At 60.8% G+C, this 22226-nt stretch carries 19 protein-coding genes; 8 read left to right on the forward strand and 11 right to left on the reverse strand.

The genetic code is table 11. The features are described from left to right. Window positions 1–40: 40 nt before the first annotated feature. Window positions 41–532 carry a MarR family winged helix-turn-helix transcriptional regulator gene (locus AEAC466_RS43790; protein WP_162148955.1) on the forward strand — a complete coding sequence of 164 codons (492 nt, stop codon included), beginning with the start codon at window positions 41–43 and terminating at the stop codon, window positions 530–532. 16 nt (window positions 533–548) lie between these two features. Here the strand turns inward: AEAC466_RS43790 and AEAC466_RS35600 are convergent, their stop codons facing one another. The 3 genes from AEAC466_RS35600 to AEAC466_RS35610 all read right to left on the reverse strand — a co-directional run bounded on the left by AEAC466_RS35600 (window position 549) and on the right by AEAC466_RS35610 (window position 7381). Next, on the reverse strand, window positions 549–1892 hold the full coding sequence (locus AEAC466_RS35600) for a chloride channel protein (protein ID WP_031238960.1): 1344 nt from the start codon (window positions 1890–1892) through the stop codon (window positions 549–551). Window positions 1893–2113: 221 nt separating this feature from the next. Then, window positions 2114–5359, reverse strand: a complete 3246-nt coding sequence (locus AEAC466_RS35605) for a TonB-dependent receptor (protein WP_031238961.1) — start codon at window positions 5357–5359, stop codon at window positions 2114–2116. Window positions 5360–5797: 438 nt separating this feature from the next. Further along, on the reverse strand, window positions 5798–7381 hold the full coding sequence (locus AEAC466_RS35610) for a GH39 family glycosyl hydrolase (protein ID WP_023458653.1): 1584 nt from the start codon (window positions 7379–7381) through the stop codon (window positions 5798–5800). Window positions 7382–7552: 171 nt separating this feature from the next. On the opposite strand from AEAC466_RS35610, the gene AEAC466_RS35615 reads away from it, so the two are divergent. Both AEAC466_RS35615 and AEAC466_RS35620 read left to right on the forward strand, forming a co-directional pair. After that, window positions 7553–7828, forward strand: coding sequence for a hypothetical protein (locus tag AEAC466_RS35615; RefSeq protein ID WP_023458654.1), 276 nt, complete (start codon window positions 7553–7555; stop codon window positions 7826–7828). A 130-nt stretch (window positions 7829–7958) separates the two neighbouring features. Further along, window positions 7959–8354 carry a response regulator gene (locus AEAC466_RS35620; protein ID WP_023458655.1) on the forward strand — a complete coding sequence of 132 codons (396 nt, stop codon included), beginning with the start codon at window positions 7959–7961 and terminating at the stop codon, window positions 8352–8354. A 5-nt stretch (window positions 8355–8359) separates the two neighbouring features. Here the strand turns inward: AEAC466_RS35620 and AEAC466_RS35625 are convergent, their stop codons facing one another. The 3 genes from AEAC466_RS35625 to AEAC466_RS35635 form a co-directional block, all read right to left on the reverse strand. Continuing rightward, a complete protein-coding gene (locus tag AEAC466_RS35625; protein ID WP_023458656.1) occupies window positions 8360–9496 on the reverse strand; it encodes an alpha/beta hydrolase in 1137 nt (378 codons plus the stop codon). Window positions 9497–9569: 73 nt separating this feature from the next. Further along, on the reverse strand, window positions 9570–10643 hold the full coding sequence (locus AEAC466_RS35630; RefSeq protein ID WP_200863966.1) for a lipoprotein N-acyltransferase Lnb domain-containing protein: 1074 nt from the start codon (window positions 10641–10643) through the stop codon (window positions 9570–9572). Window positions 10644–10780: 137 nt separating this feature from the next. After that, window positions 10781–11677 carry a LysR substrate-binding domain-containing protein gene (locus AEAC466_RS35635; RefSeq protein WP_023458658.1) on the reverse strand — a complete coding sequence of 299 codons (897 nt, stop codon included), beginning with the start codon at window positions 11675–11677 and terminating at the stop codon, window positions 10781–10783. 305 nt (window positions 11678–11982) lie between these two features. Between AEAC466_RS35635 and AEAC466_RS35640 the strand changes: the two genes are divergently transcribed. After that, window positions 11983–12888 carry a class I SAM-dependent methyltransferase gene (locus AEAC466_RS35640; protein WP_023458659.1) on the forward strand — a complete coding sequence of 302 codons (906 nt, stop codon included), beginning with the start codon at window positions 11983–11985 and terminating at the stop codon, window positions 12886–12888. A gap of 49 nt (window positions 12889–12937) precedes the next feature. On the opposite strand, the gene AEAC466_RS0122510 is transcribed toward AEAC466_RS35640, so the two are convergent. The 4 genes from AEAC466_RS0122510 to AEAC466_RS43795 form a co-directional block, all read right to left on the reverse strand. Further along, complete coding sequence (locus AEAC466_RS0122510) at window positions 12938–13387, reverse strand: hypothetical protein (RefSeq protein WP_023458660.1); 450 nt, start codon at window positions 13385–13387, stop codon at window positions 12938–12940. A 216-nt stretch (window positions 13388–13603) separates the two neighbouring features. After that, entirely contained in the window at window positions 13604–13963 is a 360-nt protein-coding gene (locus AEAC466_RS35645) for a sigma factor (protein WP_023458661.1), read from the reverse strand. 79 nt (window positions 13964–14042) lie between these two features. Then, a complete protein-coding gene (locus AEAC466_RS35650; protein WP_023458662.1) occupies window positions 14043–14813 on the reverse strand; it encodes a hypothetical protein in 771 nt (256 codons plus the stop codon). 70 nt (window positions 14814–14883) lie between these two features. Further along, entirely contained in the window at window positions 14884–16797 is a 1914-nt protein-coding gene (locus AEAC466_RS43795) for a glycoside hydrolase (protein ID WP_023458663.1), read from the reverse strand. Between the two features lie 169 nt (window positions 16798–16966). On the opposite strand from AEAC466_RS43795, the gene AEAC466_RS35655 reads away from it, so the two are divergent. From AEAC466_RS35655 to AEAC466_RS35665, 3 genes are all read left to right on the forward strand, one after another. Continuing rightward, entirely contained in the window at window positions 16967–18322 is a 1356-nt protein-coding gene (locus AEAC466_RS35655) for a globin-coupled sensor protein (protein ID WP_031238971.1), read from the forward strand. A 110-nt stretch (window positions 18323–18432) separates the two neighbouring features. Next, complete coding sequence (locus tag AEAC466_RS35660) at window positions 18433–19176, forward strand: hypothetical protein (RefSeq protein WP_023458665.1); 744 nt, start codon at window positions 18433–18435, stop codon at window positions 19174–19176. Window positions 19177–19339: 163 nt separating this feature from the next. Next, entirely contained in the window at window positions 19340–19840 is a 501-nt protein-coding gene (locus tag AEAC466_RS35665) for an arsenate reductase ArsC (RefSeq protein WP_023458666.1), read from the forward strand. Window positions 19841–19960: 120 nt separating this feature from the next. Here AEAC466_RS35665 and AEAC466_RS35670 read toward each other — a convergent pair whose 3' ends face one another. Further along, window positions 19961–21526, reverse strand: a complete 1566-nt coding sequence (locus AEAC466_RS35670; protein ID WP_023458667.1) for an alpha/beta hydrolase — start codon at window positions 21524–21526, stop codon at window positions 19961–19963. 133 nt (window positions 21527–21659) lie between these two features. Here AEAC466_RS35670 and AEAC466_RS35675 point away from each other — a divergent pair, with 133 nt between their 5' ends. After that, window positions 21660–22121 carry a hypothetical protein gene (locus AEAC466_RS35675; protein ID WP_023458668.1) on the forward strand — a complete coding sequence of 154 codons (462 nt, stop codon included), beginning with the start codon at window positions 21660–21662 and terminating at the stop codon, window positions 22119–22121. The last annotated feature ends 105 nt before the right edge of the window (window positions 22122–22226 follow it).

A 22226-nucleotide genomic window follows, 5' to 3' on the forward strand; every position in this document is an offset into this window, starting at 1 on the left:
GATGACAGATCCGGCCGATCTTCGGACAGCGAGTCGTGATATGGATGACAGACCCCAAAGAGCGCTGGATGCGATCAGGCGTATCGTCCAGGCTGCGCGTCTGTCATCCGCGCAATGCGAGCGCGCCTCTGGCCTGACGACGGCGCAACTCTTTATCCTGCGCTATGTCAGTGAAAACGACGGCGTGTCGATCAACGACCTGGCCGCACAAAGCCTTACGCATCAAAGTACGGTGTCCGAGGTGGTTGGCCGGCTGGAAGCCAAGGCCTTCCTGACGCGCAAGATATCGGCCACGGATGGACGCCGGCGCGAGTTGCATATTACGGCGGCGGGCAGGGCGGCGGCTGCGCGTCCGGCGTCGACCATACAGGAAACCCTGACCCAGGCGCTTAGGTCACTTGACGGACAGGCGCTCGAAAATCTGGTCAGCGGACTCGATGATCTGATCCGCGCCGCCGGACTTGATGACCAGCCCGCCGGTATGCTCATGGAAGAGTCGTTTCAGGACGCCCCCGAACCGCCTCTGGCCTGACGGCAAACGGGCCTGTTCAGGCGCCGGTCGAAGCAGCCTCGCTGCGGCGCATCCGGCGTTCCTCATCGATAAAGGTTTGCGACAGGCTGTGATACAGCGGCCGCGGGCAGATCAGCCGGGAGACGCTGTAGGCCAGGACGCTGGCCGCGATGAGCGGCATGACCATGTTGTGGCTGTTGGTCATTTCCATGACGATGACGAAGGACGTCAGCGGCGACTGAACGACGCCGGAAAAATAGGCGACCATCCCGAGCAGCACCATGGTGCCCAATGGGGCGACGGGAAGCAGCCAGTGCATGTCGGCGCCGAGTCCGGCCCCTGTCGACAGGGATGGCGCGAACAGGCCGCCGGGGATGCCGCTGGCGCTCGACAGCAGGGTGGATACCCATTTGAGGACGCCAAACAGGGGTGAGCCGGTGTCAGCCCCGCCCAGCAGGGACCGCGCTTCGGAATAGCCAGTGCCGAATATATCGGTGCCGCTGACCACGCCAATGAGGGCAACCGACAGGCCGCACAGGGCGGCGAACAGTATGCGGCGGCGTTCGAAAAAGCCGTTGAAGACGCGGCCCAGGCGTTTGTTGCAGAACACGAGAATGCGGGCGAACAGGCCCCCCAGCGCCCCGCCGCCCAGACCACAGACAAGAACGGCCAGGGTATCGGGGAGTGGCTGAAGATGGGCATCCGAATGCCCGAAATAGATATAATCCCCGACCATGCCAAGGGAAGCGATACCGGCCAGCATGACGGTAAAGATCACGGTCCCGGATGTCCTTTGCTCGAAGGACTTGCCCAGCTCTTCGATGGCAAAGACGATACCCGCCAGCGGGGTATTGAAGGCGGCGGCGACGCCGGCTGCGCCCCCGGCCAAGAGGAGTGCCGATTCATTGCTGACAATGCCGCCGATGCGGCCGGTCATGCGCATGAGCGCCGCGCCGATCTGCACTGTGGGGCCTTCACGGCCGATCGAGGCGCCCGTCAGCAAGCCCAGGAACAGGAGCGCCGTTTTCCCGAGCACGACACGTAATGACACCAGACGGTCGAGGCCTTTGGGGTTATGCCGGACGATTTCGGTGGCGGCGATGACTTGCGGAATACCGCTGCCCTGGGAGCCGGGGAACCAGCGGCGGGCGGCAAAGGCGCTTATCGCAAATCCAACCGGGGTGATGACAAGCGGCAGCCATCCGACCTTCGCAACGCCCAAATGAAAGAGGGCTTGCGCGCCGTCGGCGACCTTGGCGACCAGAACCGCGACCACGCCGACAAGCAGGCCGCCGATCCAGAATACGAGCTGTGACCGCCAGTGTCTCAGGCTCATCCAGCGCGAAAATACAGGCCTGAGGCGACGGAGATCTTTTGGCATATCATTTCCACGGCGTTTGAACATCAATTGCAAGGGGGCCCTTACAATTAATCGGGCGGGAGGTATCCAAAAATCGGCCGAAGCGGGTTCACTTTTTACGGCTTGCTGTTACGGGCGGGCGTCGATGCCAAATTAAGAACGCCGATCTGAGCCAGTCAGATCGGCGTTCTACTGCTTTGCCTTTATGCAGCGAAACGTGGGTTACACGTTTCGGATGCGGTTTAGAACTTTACCTGCACACCAGCCTGGATGCGGCGATCGTTCTTGAACCAGGCATTGGGGGCCAGGGTGCCGTTCTGATCGACCTGCTGTTTCAGGACAGTGTCGGTATCGAGCAGGTTGGAGCCTTCGAGGCTCAGTTCGACACGGTCGTTGATACGGTATTTCAGCGAGCCGTCGAGATAGCCGGCGGCGTCCTGCCAGATCGGGAAACCGATGCAGCAGTCAACCGAGGTGACCAGGAAGCGCGAGCGCCAGTTATAGGCCAGGCGTGCCGAGAATTTCGGCTTTTCGTACATGAAGATCAGGTTGTACGAATCCTTGGAGATGCCTTCCAGGGCATGCGGATTGATCGAATCCGACGCCTGCCTCAGGCCGCCGCCGCCCGTATTGGTGCCACCGTCGGCCGATTCCGAGATCAGGTTGGTATTGGTGATCCCGTTATTGACGACGTGGGTGTAGTTCGCCTGGATGCCCAGACCGTTGAACGGTCCCGGCAGGAAGTCGAAGAAGCGTTGATAGGCCACTTCGAAGCCCTTGATGGCGGCGCCGTTGCCATTGACCGGGCCGTTGACCTTCACCGTCTTGGTGACGCCATTATTGGTCAGGGTCAGGTCGTAGCTCCCGTACTGGATATAGTCGTAGAACTTTTTGCTGAAGCCGGTGAAGGTGAAGGAGCCGACGCTGGCGAAATAGTGTTCGATGGAGAGGTCGAACTGATCGGCCGTCATCGGTTTCAGGTACGGGTTGGCGGCGTTGCTCTGGTAGCTGAAGTTGTAGCCGACGGCCAGGCCGTTGCTGTCATAGACGATGCGCGGATCGGTCGGGTTGGTGGCGATCGGCGACCCTTGACGGTCGATGGAGGCGTAGTTTTTCATATAGCCCAGGTCGGGCCGCGACATGGCCTTGGAGGCGGCGAAGCGCAGCACCCATTCGTCGTTCAGGTCGAACTTGATATTGAAGCTGGGCAGGACATTGTGGTGCGTCGCCGTGGCGGTGCTTTGGATATAGGCGTTGTTGTTGAAGGCGAGGTCGCTGGCCGAGATCAGGCAGCCGGGCGTCCAGCTATTGTAGGGATGTTGCGGGTCGGAGGTGTTCACGGTTCGGGTACATTGCAACTCCGCCGGGGTGTAGGTGGTGCTGAACGGTTGCGGCAGCAGGATGCCGCCGACGGATTCGTTGCGGGTTTCGACGTAGCGCACGCCGATATTGCCCGATACGCCGAAGCCGAACAGAGTGGCGTCATGGCCGCCGAATTTCAACATGGCGTAGGCGGCCTTGGTCTTTTCCGAGGTCGGGTGGATTTCCGGCGCGGTGTAGCAGCCAAAGTCACCGGACGAGATTTCGCCTGCACGGTAGCCGGCATTCGAACAGACCGGGTAGAAACCGCTGAAGCTGCGGGTCGTGCCGTTGTTGCCGAGATTGTCGCCCACGGCCGCCGACGATTTCAGGTGATCCATGTTGAAGAAGACGAAGGACTGGGTGCCCATCACACCGCCACGGAAGAAATCGCTGTTGAAGGTGTGGCTCTGGTACGGGTCGGTGCCGTAGACGGGCAGGTCGGCATTGTAGACCGCCGACTGATTGCCCCAGGTCGAGGTGATATTGGCCCAGTTATAGGCGCCCCAGCGGACGGTCTGGTCGCGGTCGGCATAGCGCGCGCCGACCTTCAGGGTGTCGAGCCAGGTGCCGTTAAGCGACCATTCGAAATCGGCACGGGCGGCGGTTTCGGTGCCTGACGATTCTTCGGCGTGATCGGAGGCGGAATAGTAGTTGTAGTTATGCGCGTTGGTGAAACCGCCCGTCGCCAGGTTGACATAGGGCACATTGGTATCGGTCAGGGTCATGACCGGATATTTGCCGGTCGTGTCCAGATACATGTTGCCGTAGGTGTTCATGTTGACGTTGGCGTTGAAGTTCGCCACCTCGGACTTCACGTGCTGGACGTCGAAGCTGGCGCGCATGGTGTCGGAAATGTCCCATTTCAGGTTCACCGACACGTCTTCGGTATATTCGTTGTTCTTCAGGTAGTTGGACGCGGACTGGATCTGGGCGCCGCGGCGGGCGTCGGCGCCGGTCGCGCAGCCCGACCAGGAGTGACAGGTGGCCAGCAAGGGAACGCCCGGCGCGATCGAAGCAACATTGGCGGCCGATGCGGCATCGTCGTCGGCCAGGTAGCCGATCAGGGTCGACATCTCGCCGGTCAGGAAATTGCCGTTGCCGTCGAAGGTGAAGGGGGCGGTGCCGTTGGCGGGCTTGACCACGTCGGGATTGGTTTCGACATAGTCGGTCGGCAGGCCGTAGACGCTGAAGGCCGAGCCGGAAATGGCGTATTCCTGCCACGAATTGCGGTACTGGGAGCGGTTATATTGCGCGGTGAGCAGCAAGGAGCCGTCATTGGAGCGCCATTGCGCCGCCAGAGCCACGCCCTTGCGGTTGCGGTCATAGACGTTTTCGCGGTTGTAGACGACGGACGGAATGTACTTCAGGCCGGGGCCGAAGACGGATGGCACGTCGAATATGCCCATGCGGTCGTATTGGATGCCTTGCGAGCCGGTATAGACCTGTGACACGGCGAAGTTGGCCATGACGCCAAATTCGCCCAGGTCGGTGGACCAGCGGTCGGACCAGATGGCGGAGGCGTCGTAGCCTTCCTTCTTGGCCAGGTCGCCATAGTTGGTGCTGGCGTTGACGACAAGTAGGCGGCCCTTGCTGTCGAAGGGCAGGCGGGTGCGCAGGTTGATCGAGCCGGCTATACCACCTTCGATCAGGTCGGCGGTCTGGTTCTTATAGGTATCGACGCCCGCCATCAGTTCCGGTGAGACATCGCCCCACGACAGGCCGCGCGAGGAGTTGGCCGAGAAGGTGTCGCGGCCGTTGAATTCGGAGCGGACCTGCATCAGGCCGCGCACCAGGACGCCGGAGGGTTCAGCGGAGAAGTGCGACGTGTCGTCCGTGCCGTTGAAGCGCACGACGGTGATGCCGGCGACGCGTTGCAGGGCTTCGGCGACCGACTTGTCCGGGAAGGAGCCGATGTCTTCGGAGGTGATCGAATCGACGATGGTATCGGCGTTACGCTTGATCTGCTGGGCGGATTTCAGCGATTTGCGCACGCCGGTGACGACGACTTCGGTGGAATCGGCGGTGGCGGTAGTAGTGGGGGCGGCATTGGCGGCGGCGTCCTGCGCGCTGGCCGGTGTGAAGCCGATGGCCAGTGCGGCCACCGCAGTCAGGCATGCGCCTGTCATCAGTGTTTTTCGCGTATGTCCAAATTGACGGATGATCATCTTGGTCCTTCCTGTGGGCGCCCATGCGACGCGACGGTTATGGCAATACGTTCAGCCCGAATGCGGCCCCTAACGTAACCAACGCATAAATTGGTGCGTACCAATACACGCGCAAAGTTGTCATATGTCCATCTCAATGCGGCTGAGTTCCGTGACTCTTGGTCACAATTTTATATAATTATTGTATTTATGTCGCAATTTAGCCATAAAAAGACCTTTACAGGTGAAAATATCGACATATTTCCTCTGTAAAAACATGATGTTATTAATTGGTTTTAATTTGGTTCTATCAAAATTGGTCGTGACTGGACCAGAGGCAGGTGGCCGTGTGTCTCGCAATTTCGCAACGCGGTGCTGTCCCGGCAGGGAAGGCCGTGCACCGGTATGATCGGAGAGTCGTTATTTTACCGGTGTCAGGGTGACGAGGACGATATCGTTGCTGCGCATGTCCAGCGCCACGGATGCCGTGCCGGATTTGGCCACGGTTATGTTGCGGGCGGTTTCCGGCGCATCGCGGGTGAGGGCGTTCATGTGCGCGATCTGGTCCGGGGTCAGCGATTTGGGTGCGCCCATCTCGATATAGGCCGAATAGGCGTCATTGGCGCGGAAGCCGGTGCGATGGACGCGCAGCGCATAGGTGCCGGGTGTCAGGTGAGACAGGTCAAGCGTGAGGCCCGGTGCGGCTTCGTTGGGGACGATGCGGCTATAGAAGGGTTTGTTGCTGACCGGCTGTTCCGGCTGCTGGAAGTCCCAGACCACGGCGGCGACCGAACCGGCGTCGGTGGCGGCCCAAACCTGCGCGTCGGTCGCGGGGATAGACTTGCCGGTCAGGGCGTTGAGATATTTGTAGGCGAACCAGGCCGGTTTGCGGATGCCTTCGCGCGTCATCAGGCCGAAGCCGCCATGGAAGGGCGTCGGCGGTGGGCCGGGTTCTTCGAACAGGTCGGTATAGACCCAGTAGCTCATGCCCTGGAGCAGGCCCTGGCTGGCCTTTAGTTTGGTGAGGATATAGGGCGCGCTGATATAGCTGTCGTGGACCAGGTCGCGCGGCGTATAGCTGGTGCTCCATTCAGTGAAATAGAGCGGCAGGCCGGGATAGGCCGAGGCTTCGATTTCGGCGCGGACGCGGCGGATGTCGCCGATGATGGCGTCGGGCGAGGGCGAGAGCTTGGTGTCGGACTTGCCCTCTTCGTCGAGAAAGCCGCCATCGACGCCATAGGTGTGGGTGGTGACGAAATCGACCGCCGCGCCGGCTTTATGAACGTGGGCCAGGAATTCCGGCACCCAGGCGGCGCCAGCCGTGGACGGACCGCCGACGCGCAAGGCTGGATCGATCGCCTTGATCGTATTGGCGGTCAGGACATAGAGGTCGAAATAGGCGGCCTGATCGGCCTTTTCCCAGAAGCCGTCGAGATTGGGTTCGTTCCACACCTCGAAGAACCAGGTGCGCACTTCGGCGGCGCCATAGCGCGTCAGGATGTGGCGGATGAAGGCGTCGATCAGGTCTTTCCACGCATCCGGCTTGGGGTGGGAAGTGTTGCCCTGCCAGTAGAAGATACGGTTGTCGGAGGTTTTCAGCGCCTCGGGCGTGAAGCCCAGTTCGACGAAGGGTTTAATACGCCGGGCCAGCAGGGCATCGTAGAGATAGTCGAGTTTCGTCCAGTCACAGACGGTCTTGCCGTCCACGATCTTCACCGTGCCCAGTACATCGTGGAAGATGGCGTGGAAGCGGATATAGCGAAAGCCCAGTTCATCGACGGTTGTTTTCAATTGGCCCAGGCTGTCGTCGCGGATCAGGGTGCCGGGAAAATCGGAGCCTATGGACAGGTCGAAAAAGCGATCCACTGGCGTTGTCGCGCGCGAGAGGTCGAGTGCTACGGTGCGGCCCCTGGGCGGCAGGGCCTTGGCCGTGACGACGGCAGGTGCGACCATGCCCGCCAGTATCAGAGTGGAAAGGGTGCGCCGGGATATCGGGTTCGCCATTTTCGTCCTGCCTGCTTGCTTGCTTGTCTTGTTGTTAACTGATAGCGCTACCAAAAGGCCATGGCAAGCGGAACGCTACCTGATCTTGATGCGGTTCGCCTTGTCCCGCATCCGTTCCTTATGGCGAACGCCGTATTGTGAGATAACAAAGTTTCCAAGAAGGATCTCCGCATGGCCAAATCGATCGTTTCGCACGCGTCTCGGGTACTGAACGTCTTGCCTGCTGCGCATTTTTTGACGCGTACCCTACCGTCGCCTCGGATCGTCGCGGCGGCGGCTGTGTTGAAGCATCCCGCGGTGCGTCGCGCGGCGCCGGGCCTTAGCGCTCTTGCCACCGTCGGACTGGCGACTCTGGCGCTGGTGTCGCTGGCCAAAAGGGTGAAGGCTCGAAAACAGGCGCGGATACCCGGAGATGCGGGGGCGCTTGAGCGTTCGTCCGCAACCTAATTTTATACGGCGGTCCGGTATGATTAGCGGGCCGTTAACCGTCTTCGAATAGGCTCTTCCCGTGCTGGGGGAAGCGGAGACAGGGCTGTCGGGCGGCAGCCAAATACTGCCGAATAGGTGCAGAATGAACATGACCCCTCACGCTTCAGTTTTTCATGACGGTCCTGTCCGTGTTCTGGTCGTCGATGACAATGAGCCGTCGGCCCTGACGCTGACCTGGGCTATGGAAATGTACGGCTATGATGTTCGCACCTGTCACGACGGCCGGGCAGCGGTCAAAATAGCCGATGATTTCGATCCCGATATCGTATTGATGGACCTTGGGATGCCGGTCATGGACGGAGTAGAGGCGTGCCGCCGTTTGCGCGCCAATCCGGCCCATCGCCATACGCTTGTCATCGCCCAGACCGGATGGGGCGACCGCGACTGGCGCCAGAAAACCGCCGAAGAGGGCTTCGATTATCACCTGGTCAAACCGATCGACCTGGATGAACTGCTGGGGCTTATTTCAAGGACGGCGCAATAGATACGTCACGGTTTGAAGACGCGTTTTACAGTTTCGACAAAGGCATAGTCCCATGCCTGCCAGTCATGACCGGCGTAAAGTGTCGTCAGGGTGCAATTGACCGACGCGGCATTGGCGGCGCGGCAAACGGCATCGGTCGCTTTTACGAAGGGCGTTTCGAACCGGCCCGCTTCTACGTAAAGATCAAGCGGCGCGGCGTGGCTGAAATCGAAATAGCTGGGGCCCATACCTATGGACCCTCCGGCGGCCTGGCCGAACACGCCCCTGTGGCGGAGGGCGAAACTCACGGCCCAACTGGCGCCACTTGAGACGCCAAACGTCATCCGGTCTTGAGGGCGGTGGCTGGCATGAAAGGTTGTTTCCGCCAGCGGCATCACCTCGTCACGCACGAAGGCTTCGTGAGCGAGGTATTCGGGCAGTTGCATGGTTTTACCGGGCAGATATTCGCGGTTGCGCTGGTCCTTGCCGCCCGCGACCAGTGGCGGGCCGGCGCCATAGGCTATGCCGACGAGCAGGATAGGCCGTATCGCGCCTTTTAGGATGAGATATTCCAGTAACTGCGCGTAATGCTGCGCGCTTGCGCCATCCGCCATATATATGACGGGGTAGCCGTCGGCGGGGATTTTGCCCGGCGGGGTGTAGATGAAGAGGTCGCGCTTGGCTTTCAAGTTGACGCTGTCGAAGGCGATTTCGGTGATGTGCCCCTGCAAGGTGTCCACGGCCTCAGGGGCAGGGGGTGCATGTGGGCCGCGATAGGTGAGGCGGGGCGAGTCATCGACAGCCGGCAGCATGAGGGAGATGATCGCTTGATCCATACCCGGCACCCGGTAGGCGGCGCCCCACAGGGTGCCGGTGGCATCGTGGTCGAGACGCTCCATCTGCGCCTGGAAGGTGCAGCATAGCCCGGGCGGCTCACCCGAACCGCGCGCCGCAATGCGGATGATGTTGCCATCCACCCAATAGGCCAGCGCTTGGTCGCCAAGATGTTTGGCGGCCTGTTCCGGCGTGAAATCGACGGCAGACCGGCAGTAGTCGGTACATGGCGCCGGTTCGGGAACGGTCGGGGTCTGGCCGAACGCGTCGCCCGCCATCCCGGCCGCCAGTCCCGCCAGCGTTGCGCATAATGCCTTGATCGTTGTCATCGCATCCCCCTGCAACCCTATGTAGGCACGGCGGCTGAGGATTGTGAAGTCTTCATGTTGGGCATCGGCCCGGTTATTTTCCCGAGCGGAGGTAGGCGCTCCAGGCGGCGTCCGACGGAAATTCGGAGGGCGGGCGCAGGCCCGGCCGCAGGGTGCGCAGGCGTTCGAGCTGCGCGGCGGGCAGGCTGTTGTCCACCAGGCCCAGTTGCTGAAACAGGCTGAGCGAATAGCCAGGTATCCAGCGGCGGACATCATAGACCGGCACCGAGGCGAAGCTTTCCGGCGCCAGATTGATGAAGGCGGTCATGCAGCTTTCGTCCAGGGTGGAGTAGAATTTCGGCTGGGTGCTGATGTCGTTGGCGAAGGCGAGGATGCGGCGGAAATAGGCGCGTAAGGTCTCCGGGCTTTGGCGGATCGGATAGATCTGAAGATTGTCCGGCGGCGTCCGCGACAGGCGTTCCCAGAACAGGTCGCGTTCCGTCGCCAGTTCGGGATAGAGCTGGTCGTGGCGGAAGAAGCCCGCAATGGCGTCAAAGGATTTGCCCTTGGCCTGACGCGATTCCATCGACACGACGACGTGGCTTCCGTCTGCGAAGCGGAACGACAGAAGGATGTGCGCCGTGGCCTTTGATGTGCCGAAGGGTTGGATGACGAGATCGGCCCCGTCCAGTTGCGACAGGTCGAAGCGCGCCGTCGTCCACACCGGGATTGACGGCTGACCCGTGCGGTGCACGGCATCGCGGTAGTTGGATAGGGTGACGATGTTGCCATCGATAGTGGCCGTGGCGTGGCGGCCCATTAGCGGCACCCAGTCCTGTTCGACCGGCGTTTTTGTCATATAGGCGGTGGCTAAGACGCCGAGCAGTAGGGCCGCTACGCCGCGTTGCGCCAAAAGGCGGTCAGCGGGCCGGTGAAGGTGGCGGAGTCTGGGCCAGAATCTGTCGGTAGGGAAGAACCAGAGCAGGCCTATGGCGACGGGAAAGAGTACCGCGCCTACCTGACGCAGCCACACGGGCCAGCCGAGCCAGTAGAAGAGGGCCAGGCCGAAATAGAGGGCGAGGAGGACGATGGTGCTGTTAAGCGCGGCCCGGCCCACCAGGCGGGCGTAGCGCAATCCGGCGGGGTGTGACCTCACGTGTAGCGGCACAGGCGCGGCCCCTTTCCCAAATCGCAGCGGTGGCAAAATCTAGCGCCTGAGGTCTATCACATGACGCGTCAATCAATAAAGCGCATCCCTTTGTCATCATACAGACCGCAGACATTCAGGGCGGCGAGCGGCAGGGCTTATATTTTCGTCCGGCCGACGCGATCACTTAGCCATTGGGTTAGCTGTTTTGTGGGTTCGCTCAGGCGATTGAAATTGCGGCTCACAATAAAGTAAGCGCCGTAGGGCAGGGACAGGTCGAACGCCTGAACCAGGCGCCCCGCCGCTATTTCATCGGCGACGAGTATTCGGTCGATGAGCGCGATGCCCTGGCCCTGCAGAGCCGCCTGAAGCACAAGGCCGCCATCGGGCAATACGGGACCACGGGTGGTTGCGGGCAGGTCCATGCCCGCCGAACCGAACCATTGCGCCCAGCCATCTCTGTTTTCTTCATGGAGCAGAACGTAGCGGAGCAGGTCGGCCGGATTGGAAGTGTGGCCATCGCGGTCGCGCAAGGCGGGCGTCATCACCGGGATTATATCGACGTCGGCGAGCCGCCGGCTTTCTGTGCGTGGCCAGGTGTGCCGCGCGCGGCTGTAGCGAATGGCGATGTCGGCGTCCTCAGCACGAAACTGAACCAGCCGCGGGTCTGAATCGACAACCAGATCGATGTCAGGGTGATCGCGCTGAAACGCCGGCAAATGCGGAATAAGCCAGCACGCCGCAAACGAGGGTTCCACGGATATGCGCACAAGCTGTGATGCCCGGTCGCTGCGTAACGTCCTGAGGGTCGCATCGATATTGTCGAACGACGGGGTCAGAACGGACAGGAGCTTAACGCCTTGGTCCGTTAAGATAACCGCTCTATGTCGGCGTTCAAACAGGGCATGGCCCAATTCAGATTCGAGGTCGCGGATCTGGCGGCTGATGGCTGCCTGGGAGACGCAGAGTTCGTCCGCGGCCGCCGTAAAGCTGTGTAGCCGGCCTGCGGCTTCAAAGCTCCGTAACGCGGTTAAAGGCAGTCGTCCTCGCTTCATCCATAACCTCAAGTCATGCGAGTAGATGCATTAACTCGTTTGAGCGAACCCAGCAAGGCGAGAATACTGGGGTCGAAAGACTACTGGGGCCAGAAGGAGTATTCAGCATGTGGGCAAAGATAATCGAGACTTTGGTGGACGTTATTCTCATCATGACGTTTCAGAGGCGATAGCCAGGCTCAAAGCCGTGTCGAGACGGCGATAGTATGTTCACGCGCACCGGTGTTTGCAGCTTTCAGCTAAGGCTTGTGAATTGTCGCCCTATGGTGACAATTGTGGGCTGATGATTCGCAAGAAGGCTCACAATGGCTAAAGATGACGCTGCCTGTCCGTCGTGCCAGTCGCGAGACCTGAACATCGAGTATGAGCTGATTGATCCGACCTATCATACCGCCAGATGCAGGCGGTGTGGTTTTATCGCCATGCACCCTTATCCTTCGGATAGGTTCCTGCATGACCATTATAAATCGCGCGAATTGTACAATGCCGGCAACGAAGCCTCCAGTTACGATCGGGCGGTCGCGGATCGAAGTGCGCTGTTACAAGGGCTTTTGACCCGCGCGGGGATTACCGATACGACCGGTCGTTCCATCGATTTCGGCGCCGGTGTCGGCATCGCCGTCGCCGCTCAAAAGGCGCTTGGGTTCGACGCCGCAGGCATAGAGACCAATCCGAGTGCACAGGCGGTGGGCCGGGAGATATTTGGCGTCGATATTCGCGATATGGACATGAAGGATATGCCGAATGACTTGAAGCTCTTCACCGTGTTTGAGGTGTTGGAGCACATCAAGTTCCCCGGCGACTTCATGGCGGAGGTGCGAGGGCATATGGCGCCCAACGGCGTTGTGGCGGGGTCCGTCCCGAACTATGATGGTATGGCGCGATATGTGCGGGGAAAGCACTCCATCGCCCTGGCCTGGCCCGAACATGTCAATCAATTTACGCGCAAGACGCTGGCGGACACGCTGAAATCTGCTGGCTATGAGGTGGTCTATATTGGTTTTCCGCCACCCTATGGCGTCGTCATAAAGCTGGGACTTCGCGAGTGGCTTAGGAAGGGGGTGGGCGAGGGGCCGTTTCTCAACGTGTTGATTCAGGTTCTGACGTGGGTCAAGAAATATATCGCCTACCCACTGCCCAATCTTATCGCAGAGCACACGGGGCTTCTGGGGCACGGACTCGTTTTCGTTGCCATCAATCGCAACGCCTAAGTCGAGCAGGGGGCGTCAGGCGACGCCCGCCGCCTTGAAGCAAGCGCGCTTACTTCGCGGCTTTTTTACCCGACTTCTTCACCGCGCCTTCAACCTTGGCAATCTTAACCTTGGCAGTTTTAGCCTTGGCGGTCTTAACCTTGGTATCCCTAGCCGGGGCAACCTTAAGCTTCGAAACCTTGGCCAAGGCAAGGTCAGGCTCTGGTTTTTCGGATATTGGCTTTTCAGAGATTGGCTCTTCCACCAAACGATGTTTGATCGCCAGATCATACAGGGCGTCCAGAGTGGCTCTATCCTTAATTTCGGGGTCGCTCAGGGTCAGGAAGGCTGCCTTGACAATGATCTTGCTGCCTGCCTCAGGGCAGGCGGACTGAACATGGGCGTACAGGGCGTCGCCGGTCAGGCCCTTTGCTGCACCCTCTTTGAGCGCATCATAGACGGCAACCTTCTTCGCGCCTTTCTTGAGGCCTTTGGGCTCGCTCTTTTTCTTGTCGCTCATTTTTTAAAACCTCTTGGTAATCAAGCCATGCACAATGGCGTATAATCGTCAGTATACGTCCTTTTTCGGTCACGTGCCAGGTGATTCCTGATTAAATAAAAAGATAGCTTTATCAATCTGTTGACGAAAGTGTACGTAATGGATGCGGCGGTGTGTGTTGTGATATTAATCGCATTTTTCGCGAATAGTCAGCGCGGGGCCGGTCGAAAGCGAATGTCAGTGCCTTAGCCGCGGGTGCGCCGGCAACAGGGCGTCGAGCGATCCCAGTGCGGTGACGGCTTCGTCGCGCAGGATCGAAAACAGCCAGTCAGAGGCCGTGCCCGGAAAGGTCTGGAAGTCTTCTGCCCGCCGCCATATCGCCACGAATGTTGCGGTGATGACGCCTTCGGCGGCGGCGCGGTCCGGGGTGACGTCCAGAAGAAGTGCCAGCATCTTGCCCGCCATGAGGTGATAAATCGCAGTCAGGGCTGGTCGTTCACCGGCGGCGACGCGGGCGATCAGAATGTCGAGGGCATCGACGGATCTGCCGCTGCTCTTGGCCGTTGCAATATCTGTTTCAAGGCGTATGGCCGGCATCCGTACCTCGTGCTGTTTCAGCAGGGAGCACATGACAGCCATAAGATTTCAATTAGGCGTTTCGGGCGTGCGTTGCGGGCTATTTCTTCTTTGACACGGTTATATGAAATTTCGGCGTGTAGATGGCTTTCATCAGGGCAAGGTCGCGTTCAAAGGCTTCCGTGCCTCCGCACAGGGCTTCGTTATCAAGGTCCAGGTCGGATTTTTCCGTGCCTTTCAGGGCCGCGGTAAGGCTGGTGAAGTCCTTGGCCGATGTCCCACCGCCCTTGTCACCAGTGGTGAGCGCAGCACCGAGGATCTGTTCCATCATGTCGTCACCTTCGACGCGTGATTTCACGATGTCGATGCAGCGCAGGCTTTGGGTCAGGACCTCGGGCGCCACGTCCGCCGGGGCGGCGCGCACCGGCGTCAGCCAGACCGCCGGATTGTTGATATGATCAACGAGACGGACGGCGAAGACCTCCTGGTCGGTCGGGGTGACGAAGGCGTCCATGGGCATGGTCGAGGTGTCGGCCTTCTTGTGCTTTTTCTGATAGGCGGTCCGTGCTGTGTCGACGCGTTGGCTGTAGTTCAGGTACAGGTCGCGTTGATTGGCGGGCAGGGGATCGAGGGTGTGACGGTCGGCGGACAAAGCCAGGGCATAGATCCATTTGTCATGTACCGCGCCGCCTTCGGCCGCCCGGTACAGGTCGGTGAGCGGGCGGCTTAGGGCGGCCTCGATTTCGCCGGTTAGTTTCGGCCCCAGGCTCAGCGCGGCGGCGCGGTCCACCGGTGGCCCGACGGGAGCGTCGTCAGCCCAGGCCGGGGCGGACAGTAGCGTCAGGGCGACGCAGGCTAAGGCTGTTTTCATGGTGTTTCCCCCGGGGGCTGTTTCCCCTGTTTCCCGCAGCAACCATAGATAGGGGTGGAGGAAAAGGGAACTACTTAAATGCGGGCGGATCGGCGGGCGGGCAGAGGTCGACGGGTGGCGTTTTCGGTCGCGCCACGCGCACGCAGTCCGAGGCCAGGCCTTGCCACGGCGCGTCGCCGAAATTGGCGGTGAGGACGCGGCCGTCGGCGTAGGTGGTTTGTTGCACGAGCCGGTCGGGCGTCAGCCAGTCGAAGCCGGTCAGAGCGACGGGGGTATCGACGCCATGGGCGGTGCGGAAGTCATCCTGGGCCGCCTTGAGCCACGGGCCGACGCGCGCCAGTTCGCGCCGGTCGAGATTCCACATGGTGGGCGTGCCGTAGAGCAGGGCGCGGGCGAAGCGGCGGCGTTCTTCGCCCTTGACCTTCATCAGGCCAAATTCCCAGCGATCGGCCGCGACCACGCTGTCGTGGAAGACGGCTTCGAACAGGGGTAGGCGGTCAGCGGCACCGAACAGGGAGCGGGCTTCGTCGGCGGTCGGGGTGAAGGGGGTAAAGAAGAGGGGCGGGCGTTCGCCGGGCCACCAGCCATTGAAGCGTTTATCGCTAAGCAGAGGCCAAATGGCCAAGGCATGGGTTTGGGCGGTGCCGTGGGAATAGTGGGCGACGCCGCTGCTCCAGGCGGTGACGTTTTCGGAGCCGATCACCAGATGGTAGGTGTCGATCCCCTGGTTCAGGCGGGTCAGGCGGTTGGCGCGGTCCTTGGCCTGGGTCATGGGGTGATCGGGGCTGAAATCGGCAAAGAAATCACCGAAGGCGTCCACGTCGATAAAGACCTGATTTGCGCCGTCGGCGATGTGGCCGGCATAGCGCGCGCCGGTGACCGATGGGCCGGGGTGGCGGGCGATGGCTTCGCTGGACATATAACAGCCGCGATTGGCGAAGCCGACCTTTGGCTTGCCGTCGGCGGTTATGATGCAGCCGGACGGATAGAGGTCGTCGCTCCAGACGGCGGAGGGGGAATCGGCGGTGGCCGGCGGCTGGCCGTTGTCGAAGGCATCGTAGGGGCCGGCCAGATAGCCCATGGCGGCGGCGCGTTTCAGGTAGGCGGGGCCGACCACAGTCTTGTTTTCGCGCGGGTTCTGGTCGTAGCTCAGGACGATGCGGTCGATGCCGAGCGTTTTCAGGTCATCGAGAAAGGCCAGGTCGCGTCCATCGCCCCAGACATAGGCCTGAGGCGCCCCGAACAGGCGGGGCAGGTCGGGCACGGCCTTGTCCGCAAAGGTGGTGTGCTGATGGCGGTCGATCATCAACTGGCGGAAAAAATGCGCCGGGGCCAGGGGTTCGGGGGCGCCCAGGGCGAACAGCAGTTCCAGCGTGCCGGCGCCTTCGGAAAAGTCGTGGCTGAGGCGCGTTTGCAGGCCGTCCGCGTCGATCACGCACAGTTTCGAGGCCAGGCCGTCGCCCAGGGCATAGGTGACGGCGCGGGTTTTGGTGAGATAGCTCCAGGCCGGAAAGGACAGGAGGGTGGTGCCGCCCAGGCAGCGCTGGGTCTTATAGGCGGCGCGCCAGAACGGATCGGCGGCGCCATAGGCCATGCCTTCGCCATCGGGGATCAGCCAGGTGCCGTCAGTGGCGGCGGGCAGCGGCCAGACGAGGCGGGTCGTGCCCGTGACGGTTAAGGTCAGGCGCAGGGCGTCGCCTTCGGTCGACAGGGTGATCAGGCGGCCTTCGGCATCGGTCCAGCGCCAGCCCGCGCCATCGCGTTCGGGCGTGGCTGATTCGGCGGGATGCAGCGGCGGCATGACGGCCACCACCGATTCGTTATTCGGGTGGGCATCGATTTGCAAGGTGGCCGGATCGACCGAATAGGTGGCGGTTCCGGTTTGCAGAGTAATGGGGGGCGCGGCAATCGCGCAGGCGGGCGCCATAACCAGGCCGCAGACGGTCAGGACAAGGCTCAGAGGCGTTTTGACTATGTGGCGCATGGTCGCACGATACCACAAGAAATCTGTTAACGCTATTCGCCTTATAGTGGTCGATGTACACAGGCCGATAGGCCAAATTTCGCGTTTAAGAGTAAATTTACAAAAGAAACGCACTCTGTCACAAAAAATGGGTCGGGGCATGGGCCTGACGTTCCCGCCGGAGATACGCATGACACAAATAAAAACGGATGCCGCATCTGAACGCCGCGCGTTTCACGCTATCGGCGACGATGTCCGCCAGACCTTACGGGAGCATCGCACCTACATCCTCGGTCTGCTGCCGGATGCGCTTACCAGCTTTTATGATCATGTCGAACAGTTCGAGGAGGCCCGCCAGTTCTTCCGCGATCGCCGCCATATGGACCACGCCAAGCAGAAGCAGATTGAGCATTGGGGCGTGTTGCTGACCGGTCATTTCGACGACGCCTATGTGGCTTCGGTCACGACCATCGGCGAGGTGCATAACCGCATCGGGCTTGAGCCGCGGTGGTATATCGGCGGGTACAACTTCCTGCTTAATTCGTTGCTGGCCAGCATCGCGCGGCGCGCGCCCAAGGGGATGTTCGGAAAATCGAGCACCGAGGATATGCTTCGATTGCAGCAGGCGGTGACGCGGGCGACATTGATGGACATGGATTATGCCATTGCCGTTTACCTTGATGCCGGACGGCGTCAGCGCAACCAGATCATCGAACAGATCGTCGGGTTCGAAGGCTCGGTGTCGTCGATTCTGGCTGAAGTGTCGGGCAGCGCGAAGGGGCTTAATGAAACGGCGACGGGGCTGTCGAGCATATCGACCCAGGTAAGCAGTCAATCGATGGCGGTGTCGGCAGCTTCGGAAGAAGCGTCGGTCAACGCCCAGACGGTCGCGGCGGCGGCGGAAGAGCTGGTGGCGTCGATTTCGGAAATTTCGCGTCAGGTGAACGAGGCGATGCAGATCGCCGGCACGGCGACCCAGAACGCCGAGCGCACGTCGTCGCGGATGCAGGAGCTGACCGGTGCGGCGCAGAATGTCGGCGAAGTGGTCAATATCATCAACAATATTGCCGGTCAGACCAATCTGTTGGCGCTGAACGCCACCATCGAGGCGGCGCGAGCGGGCGAGCAGGGCAAGGGCTTTGCCGTCGTGGCCACGGAAGTCAAGTCGTTGGCCAACGAAACCAGTCGCGCGACCCAGACGATCAGCGCTCAGATCGCCGGTATTCAGAAATCGACATCGGAAGCGGTGGATGCGATCAATGAGATCAGCAGCATCATATCGTCACTCAGCCAGGTATGCGCGGCCATAGCCGGATCGGTGCGGGAACAAAGCGGCGCGACTCAGGAAATATCGGTCAATATCCAGCAGGTGGCGACCGGTGCGGGTGACGTGACGCGCAATATTACCGGCGTGTCGCAGGCGGCGCAGGAAACATCGAACGCGTCGCGCTTCGTGCTCGATGCATCGGGGACGTTGGGGACCCAGGCGGAGCGGCTGGGCGGCGAGGTGACGCGGCTTATCGAAAGTGCCCGGTCTGCGAGATAGGCGATTTGGGCGATAGGCGACTTGCTCCCCTAAGATTGGGCTCCTAAGATACATTCCGGCCATAATTTGGTTGCAGATGCGGTTCAGGGTGCTGCGTCGGAGGTGTGTTCATGTCTGTATCCCGTATTGTGCTCGCGTTTGCCGTGACGGCCTTTTTAGGCGGTGCGTCGTTTGACGTAGCCATGGCGGCCGGCGATGAGGTGGTGGTGGCCGCGACGCCCCCGGCCAAGTTGCCGACAGCGGCCGAAGTGGCGAAAGCCAAGGCGGACGCCGATGCCAAGGCCGCAAGCACCGCAAAGCCCGCCAGCACACAGGATCAGGTCATTGCCCGTCTGGCGTCTGCGCCGCGTATCGACCGCAGCGGTCCCGCGCCCGCCGATGCATCGGGCGCCCGCGTGCAGCCGAGCGGCGACAAGACGGGCCTTAGCCAGATACACGGATCGGCGGGCGTCAGCATCGGCACGGGCGGATACCGCAGCGCCTATGTCACCTCGGTTATTCCGGTCGGTGAAACCGGGCTTTTGGGCATAGCGGTCAGCCAGACCGATTACGGCAAGAACGGCGGCTATTACGGATACGGCTATGATGGTTACGGTTATGGCGGCTATGGCTATGACGGCTATCGTCATGGATACCGGGACGGCTATCGTATGGGCCAGCGCGGCGGCACGTCGCAATCGTTTGGCCTGTCGCTTGACATGACCGGCCGTGGCCGCGCCAATTCCGATACGCCCGAAGGGTGCGCACCAGGCTTCCGCGACGGCGGACGCTATATCGAACCGGTCTGGGTCACCCAAATGCGCGACCGCGACAGCGACAACGAATGTCAGGCCGCCGTGGCTGATAAGCCGTAGCGGGCGCTAAAGGCGGACCAGACTTTTTACAACGAGTATAGGCGACGGGTAGGGTTTGTCCGCGTCAGATGTTAAGCGTCTCAGGATATGGTGAAGGTTGCGTTTTAATATGATATGAAGGTGATGGGCGTAGGCCATCATAAAGCTCTGATGAGTAGGTCATATGAAATCTGTGCTGTTCCTGTGTTCCTCCAATGCCGGCAGATCGATTTTAGCCGAAGCATTGGCCAAAGAGCTTGCCAGCGATCACTTTCAGGCGTTTTCAGCCGGAGAGGAACCGAAATCATCCGTTAATCCTATGGTACTCGCACTCCTGACGCAAAAAGGTGTGTCGACTGAGGGCCTGCATTCCAAGTCATGGCAGACATTTGTCGGCGAAGATGTTCCCCACATCGACCTTGCCATTACGCTGTGCAACAACGCCGTCGGGGAAATGTGTTTTCCGATGATGGGTGTCGATTGCGTTGCCCATTGGGATATACCCGATCCGGGCGCGGCGAATACGATAGACGAGCGGAAGCTGGCCTTCGAACGTGTGTATGAGCGCCTGTCTCGCAATATCCAGGATCTTTGCGATCTGCCGGATTATGAGGGCCAGAGATTGGAGGTCGCGGTGAATCACATCGGCTGGCGCAATTCCGTATCTGCCGAGGGCGACTTGTAAATCGACGGCGCTCACGCCAGGGGCGCCTTCCTATTCCGGTCCGATTGACTCAGGTCGGCACTCCAGGCCCTTGCGGTTACGCGCTTTTTTCCTGAAAAGAACAGCACAGGTTTTGCAAAGTCAGGGGCGTTTCGCGTCTGGGCGGGCGGTGAGATACATCTGCCAGGCAATGGTTTTCAGCAAGGCCGTGCGGTCATTGCCGTTGGCATAGAGATCGAAATGGGTCTTGTCCGGTACGAAGGTGAAGTCTTCGTGCGCGCCCAGACCGTCGAACACCGCCTTGAGCTTGTGCGCGGCGCCATCAAGATAGAAGGTGTCCGCCGTGCCGACATAGAGATGAATCTTGCCGTCGAGGTCGGGCTTCAGGCGGGGCCAGTCGCGGGCGACGATCTGGGCGATGTCCCAATGGGCACGCCAGTAGGCGGCGACGGCCGGATCGACCTTGCCCGTGGCGCGGTCGAACATGGGGACCGGCTTGCCATCCGCGCCCTTGGGCGAGAACACCCAGTCGAACGACGCCATCTGACCGCCATAGGCGCCGAGCGCCTGTTCCAGCCGGGCGAAATCCTTGAACGTGGCCAGTACTTTGCCGTGGTCGCGTACCAGAGGCACGGGCTTGCCGTCCGCATCGGTATAGACATTGGCGTCGGGCCGGTAGAGATCGGCGTTGGTGAAGTCGGAGAAGTCGCTGGAGTCGGGTGAGGTCGGCCATGTGCCGCCGAACACGGTCGGATAGCGCACCTGCAGCCACAGGCTGGTCCAGCCGCCTGACGAATGGCCGGTCAGGAAGCGTGAGGACGGTTTGGCATCCGTTGCGTACTGGGTTTCGATCCACGGGATCAATTCCGTGGTCAGGGCTGTTCCCCATGGGCCGTTATTGACCGAGTCGGCAAATTCGTGTGCGCCGGTCGGCAGGCTCTGGTCGAGGAAGACCCAGATCATCGGCGGTATGTCGCCGGACGCCATCATGGCCGCCATGCGGGCGGCTGCGAACTTCTGGCTGGCCAGGGTCGCGCCGAAGCCGCTGGTCGTATAGACCGTCGGGTAGGTCTGGCCCGCCTTGGGGTAGCCCGGCGGCAGGGCGACCCAGCCGCGAATATGCGTCGGCGTGCCGCGGAAGGCCGACAGGGCAGGGCTTACGAAATCGATCGCACGGACGCCGGCCAGGCTGGCGCGCACGGCCTGGGCCTGATCGGGGGGCAGCCGTTTCAGCACGTCGTCGTCGCTGCGTTCGGGCACAAGGTCGCTGAGGGTCAGGAGCGGCGCGTCACCCGGCAGATTGGCCGAAACCACGGGCGAGACGCGGTCACCCGCGCCGCGTCCGCCGTAATTATAGTCGTGATTGCGATCGAGCACGGCCTGAACGTAGTATTGACCCGGCGGCAGATCGGAAAAGGCCGAGGGGAAGGCGTCGGTGTCGGCATCGACCACGATCGTCTGACCGGGCGCGGCGGTGTTGATCTCACGCGCGGCGATGGCCGTCCCGGTGGGTTCGAAGGGGGAGGTATCGACCTCGGTCGGCGCGGGCTCTCCGGGCTTGGCCTTGGTGGCGAAGATCAGCAGACGGCCGCTTACCGGCGCTTCGGCCGTGGCGGGCACCTCGACCTTGAACTGAACCTCGGCATAAGCGGAGGACGTACAGGCCAAAGTGCCGGCCAGCACAGTTGCAGCGATCATCGCGCGCATTAGAACCTCTCCACGTTTCGGTCCGTGAAGGAAAGCAAAAGTCCAGGCCCGATGCAATGTCTGTTTGAAATGCGCCCATAATTGTGGAACGCTTTGCTTGTTATCAGGTTGTAAAAGAGGTTGGGGGAGCACAATGGATTGGCCAAGCGACGCCGATGGCGATGTCATGAGACGCCTTCAAAAAGGGGGCTTCGACTTCGACCGTGAGGTCGAAATCGACTTCAATATCGATTTCGACAGGTGGCCGCCCGACGCCTCAATAATGGCGGTTTTGGCCAACGCGTTCCCTTCGGCAACCGTGTCGGTGGAGGAAGGTTACATGCGGGTCCAAGTGCGGTCGCTTGTTACCTATGCCTTTGATGAAAATGCAGGCCGACCTCACTCAGATATGTGCCGCATTTGGCGGAATATGCGAGAGCTGGGGGATATTATGGAAGCTAAACTCGCCGTAAATTCGATCGGTTGGTGTGGCAGCGGCCCAACAGCCTTAAGGCGTGACCTGTTCGCGGGTGCAGGGGCGGTTACTGCGGCGCTTGTGTCAGACCGCTCATTCCCGTGGGGACACCGAGCTTTCGCACAGCCGGACGTTATATAGCGCGCGTCTGGTCAACCAGACGCACAACCACGATAGCGACAATAGTAACCGGTAATAATTTTCTCAACCCGCAATTTTCGTGCAAAAGTTGGATTGCAGCTGTAG

Source organism: Asticcacaulis sp. AC466, from assembly GCF_000495815.1.
GTDB lineage: Bacteria > Pseudomonadota > Alphaproteobacteria > Caulobacterales > Caulobacteraceae > Asticcacaulis.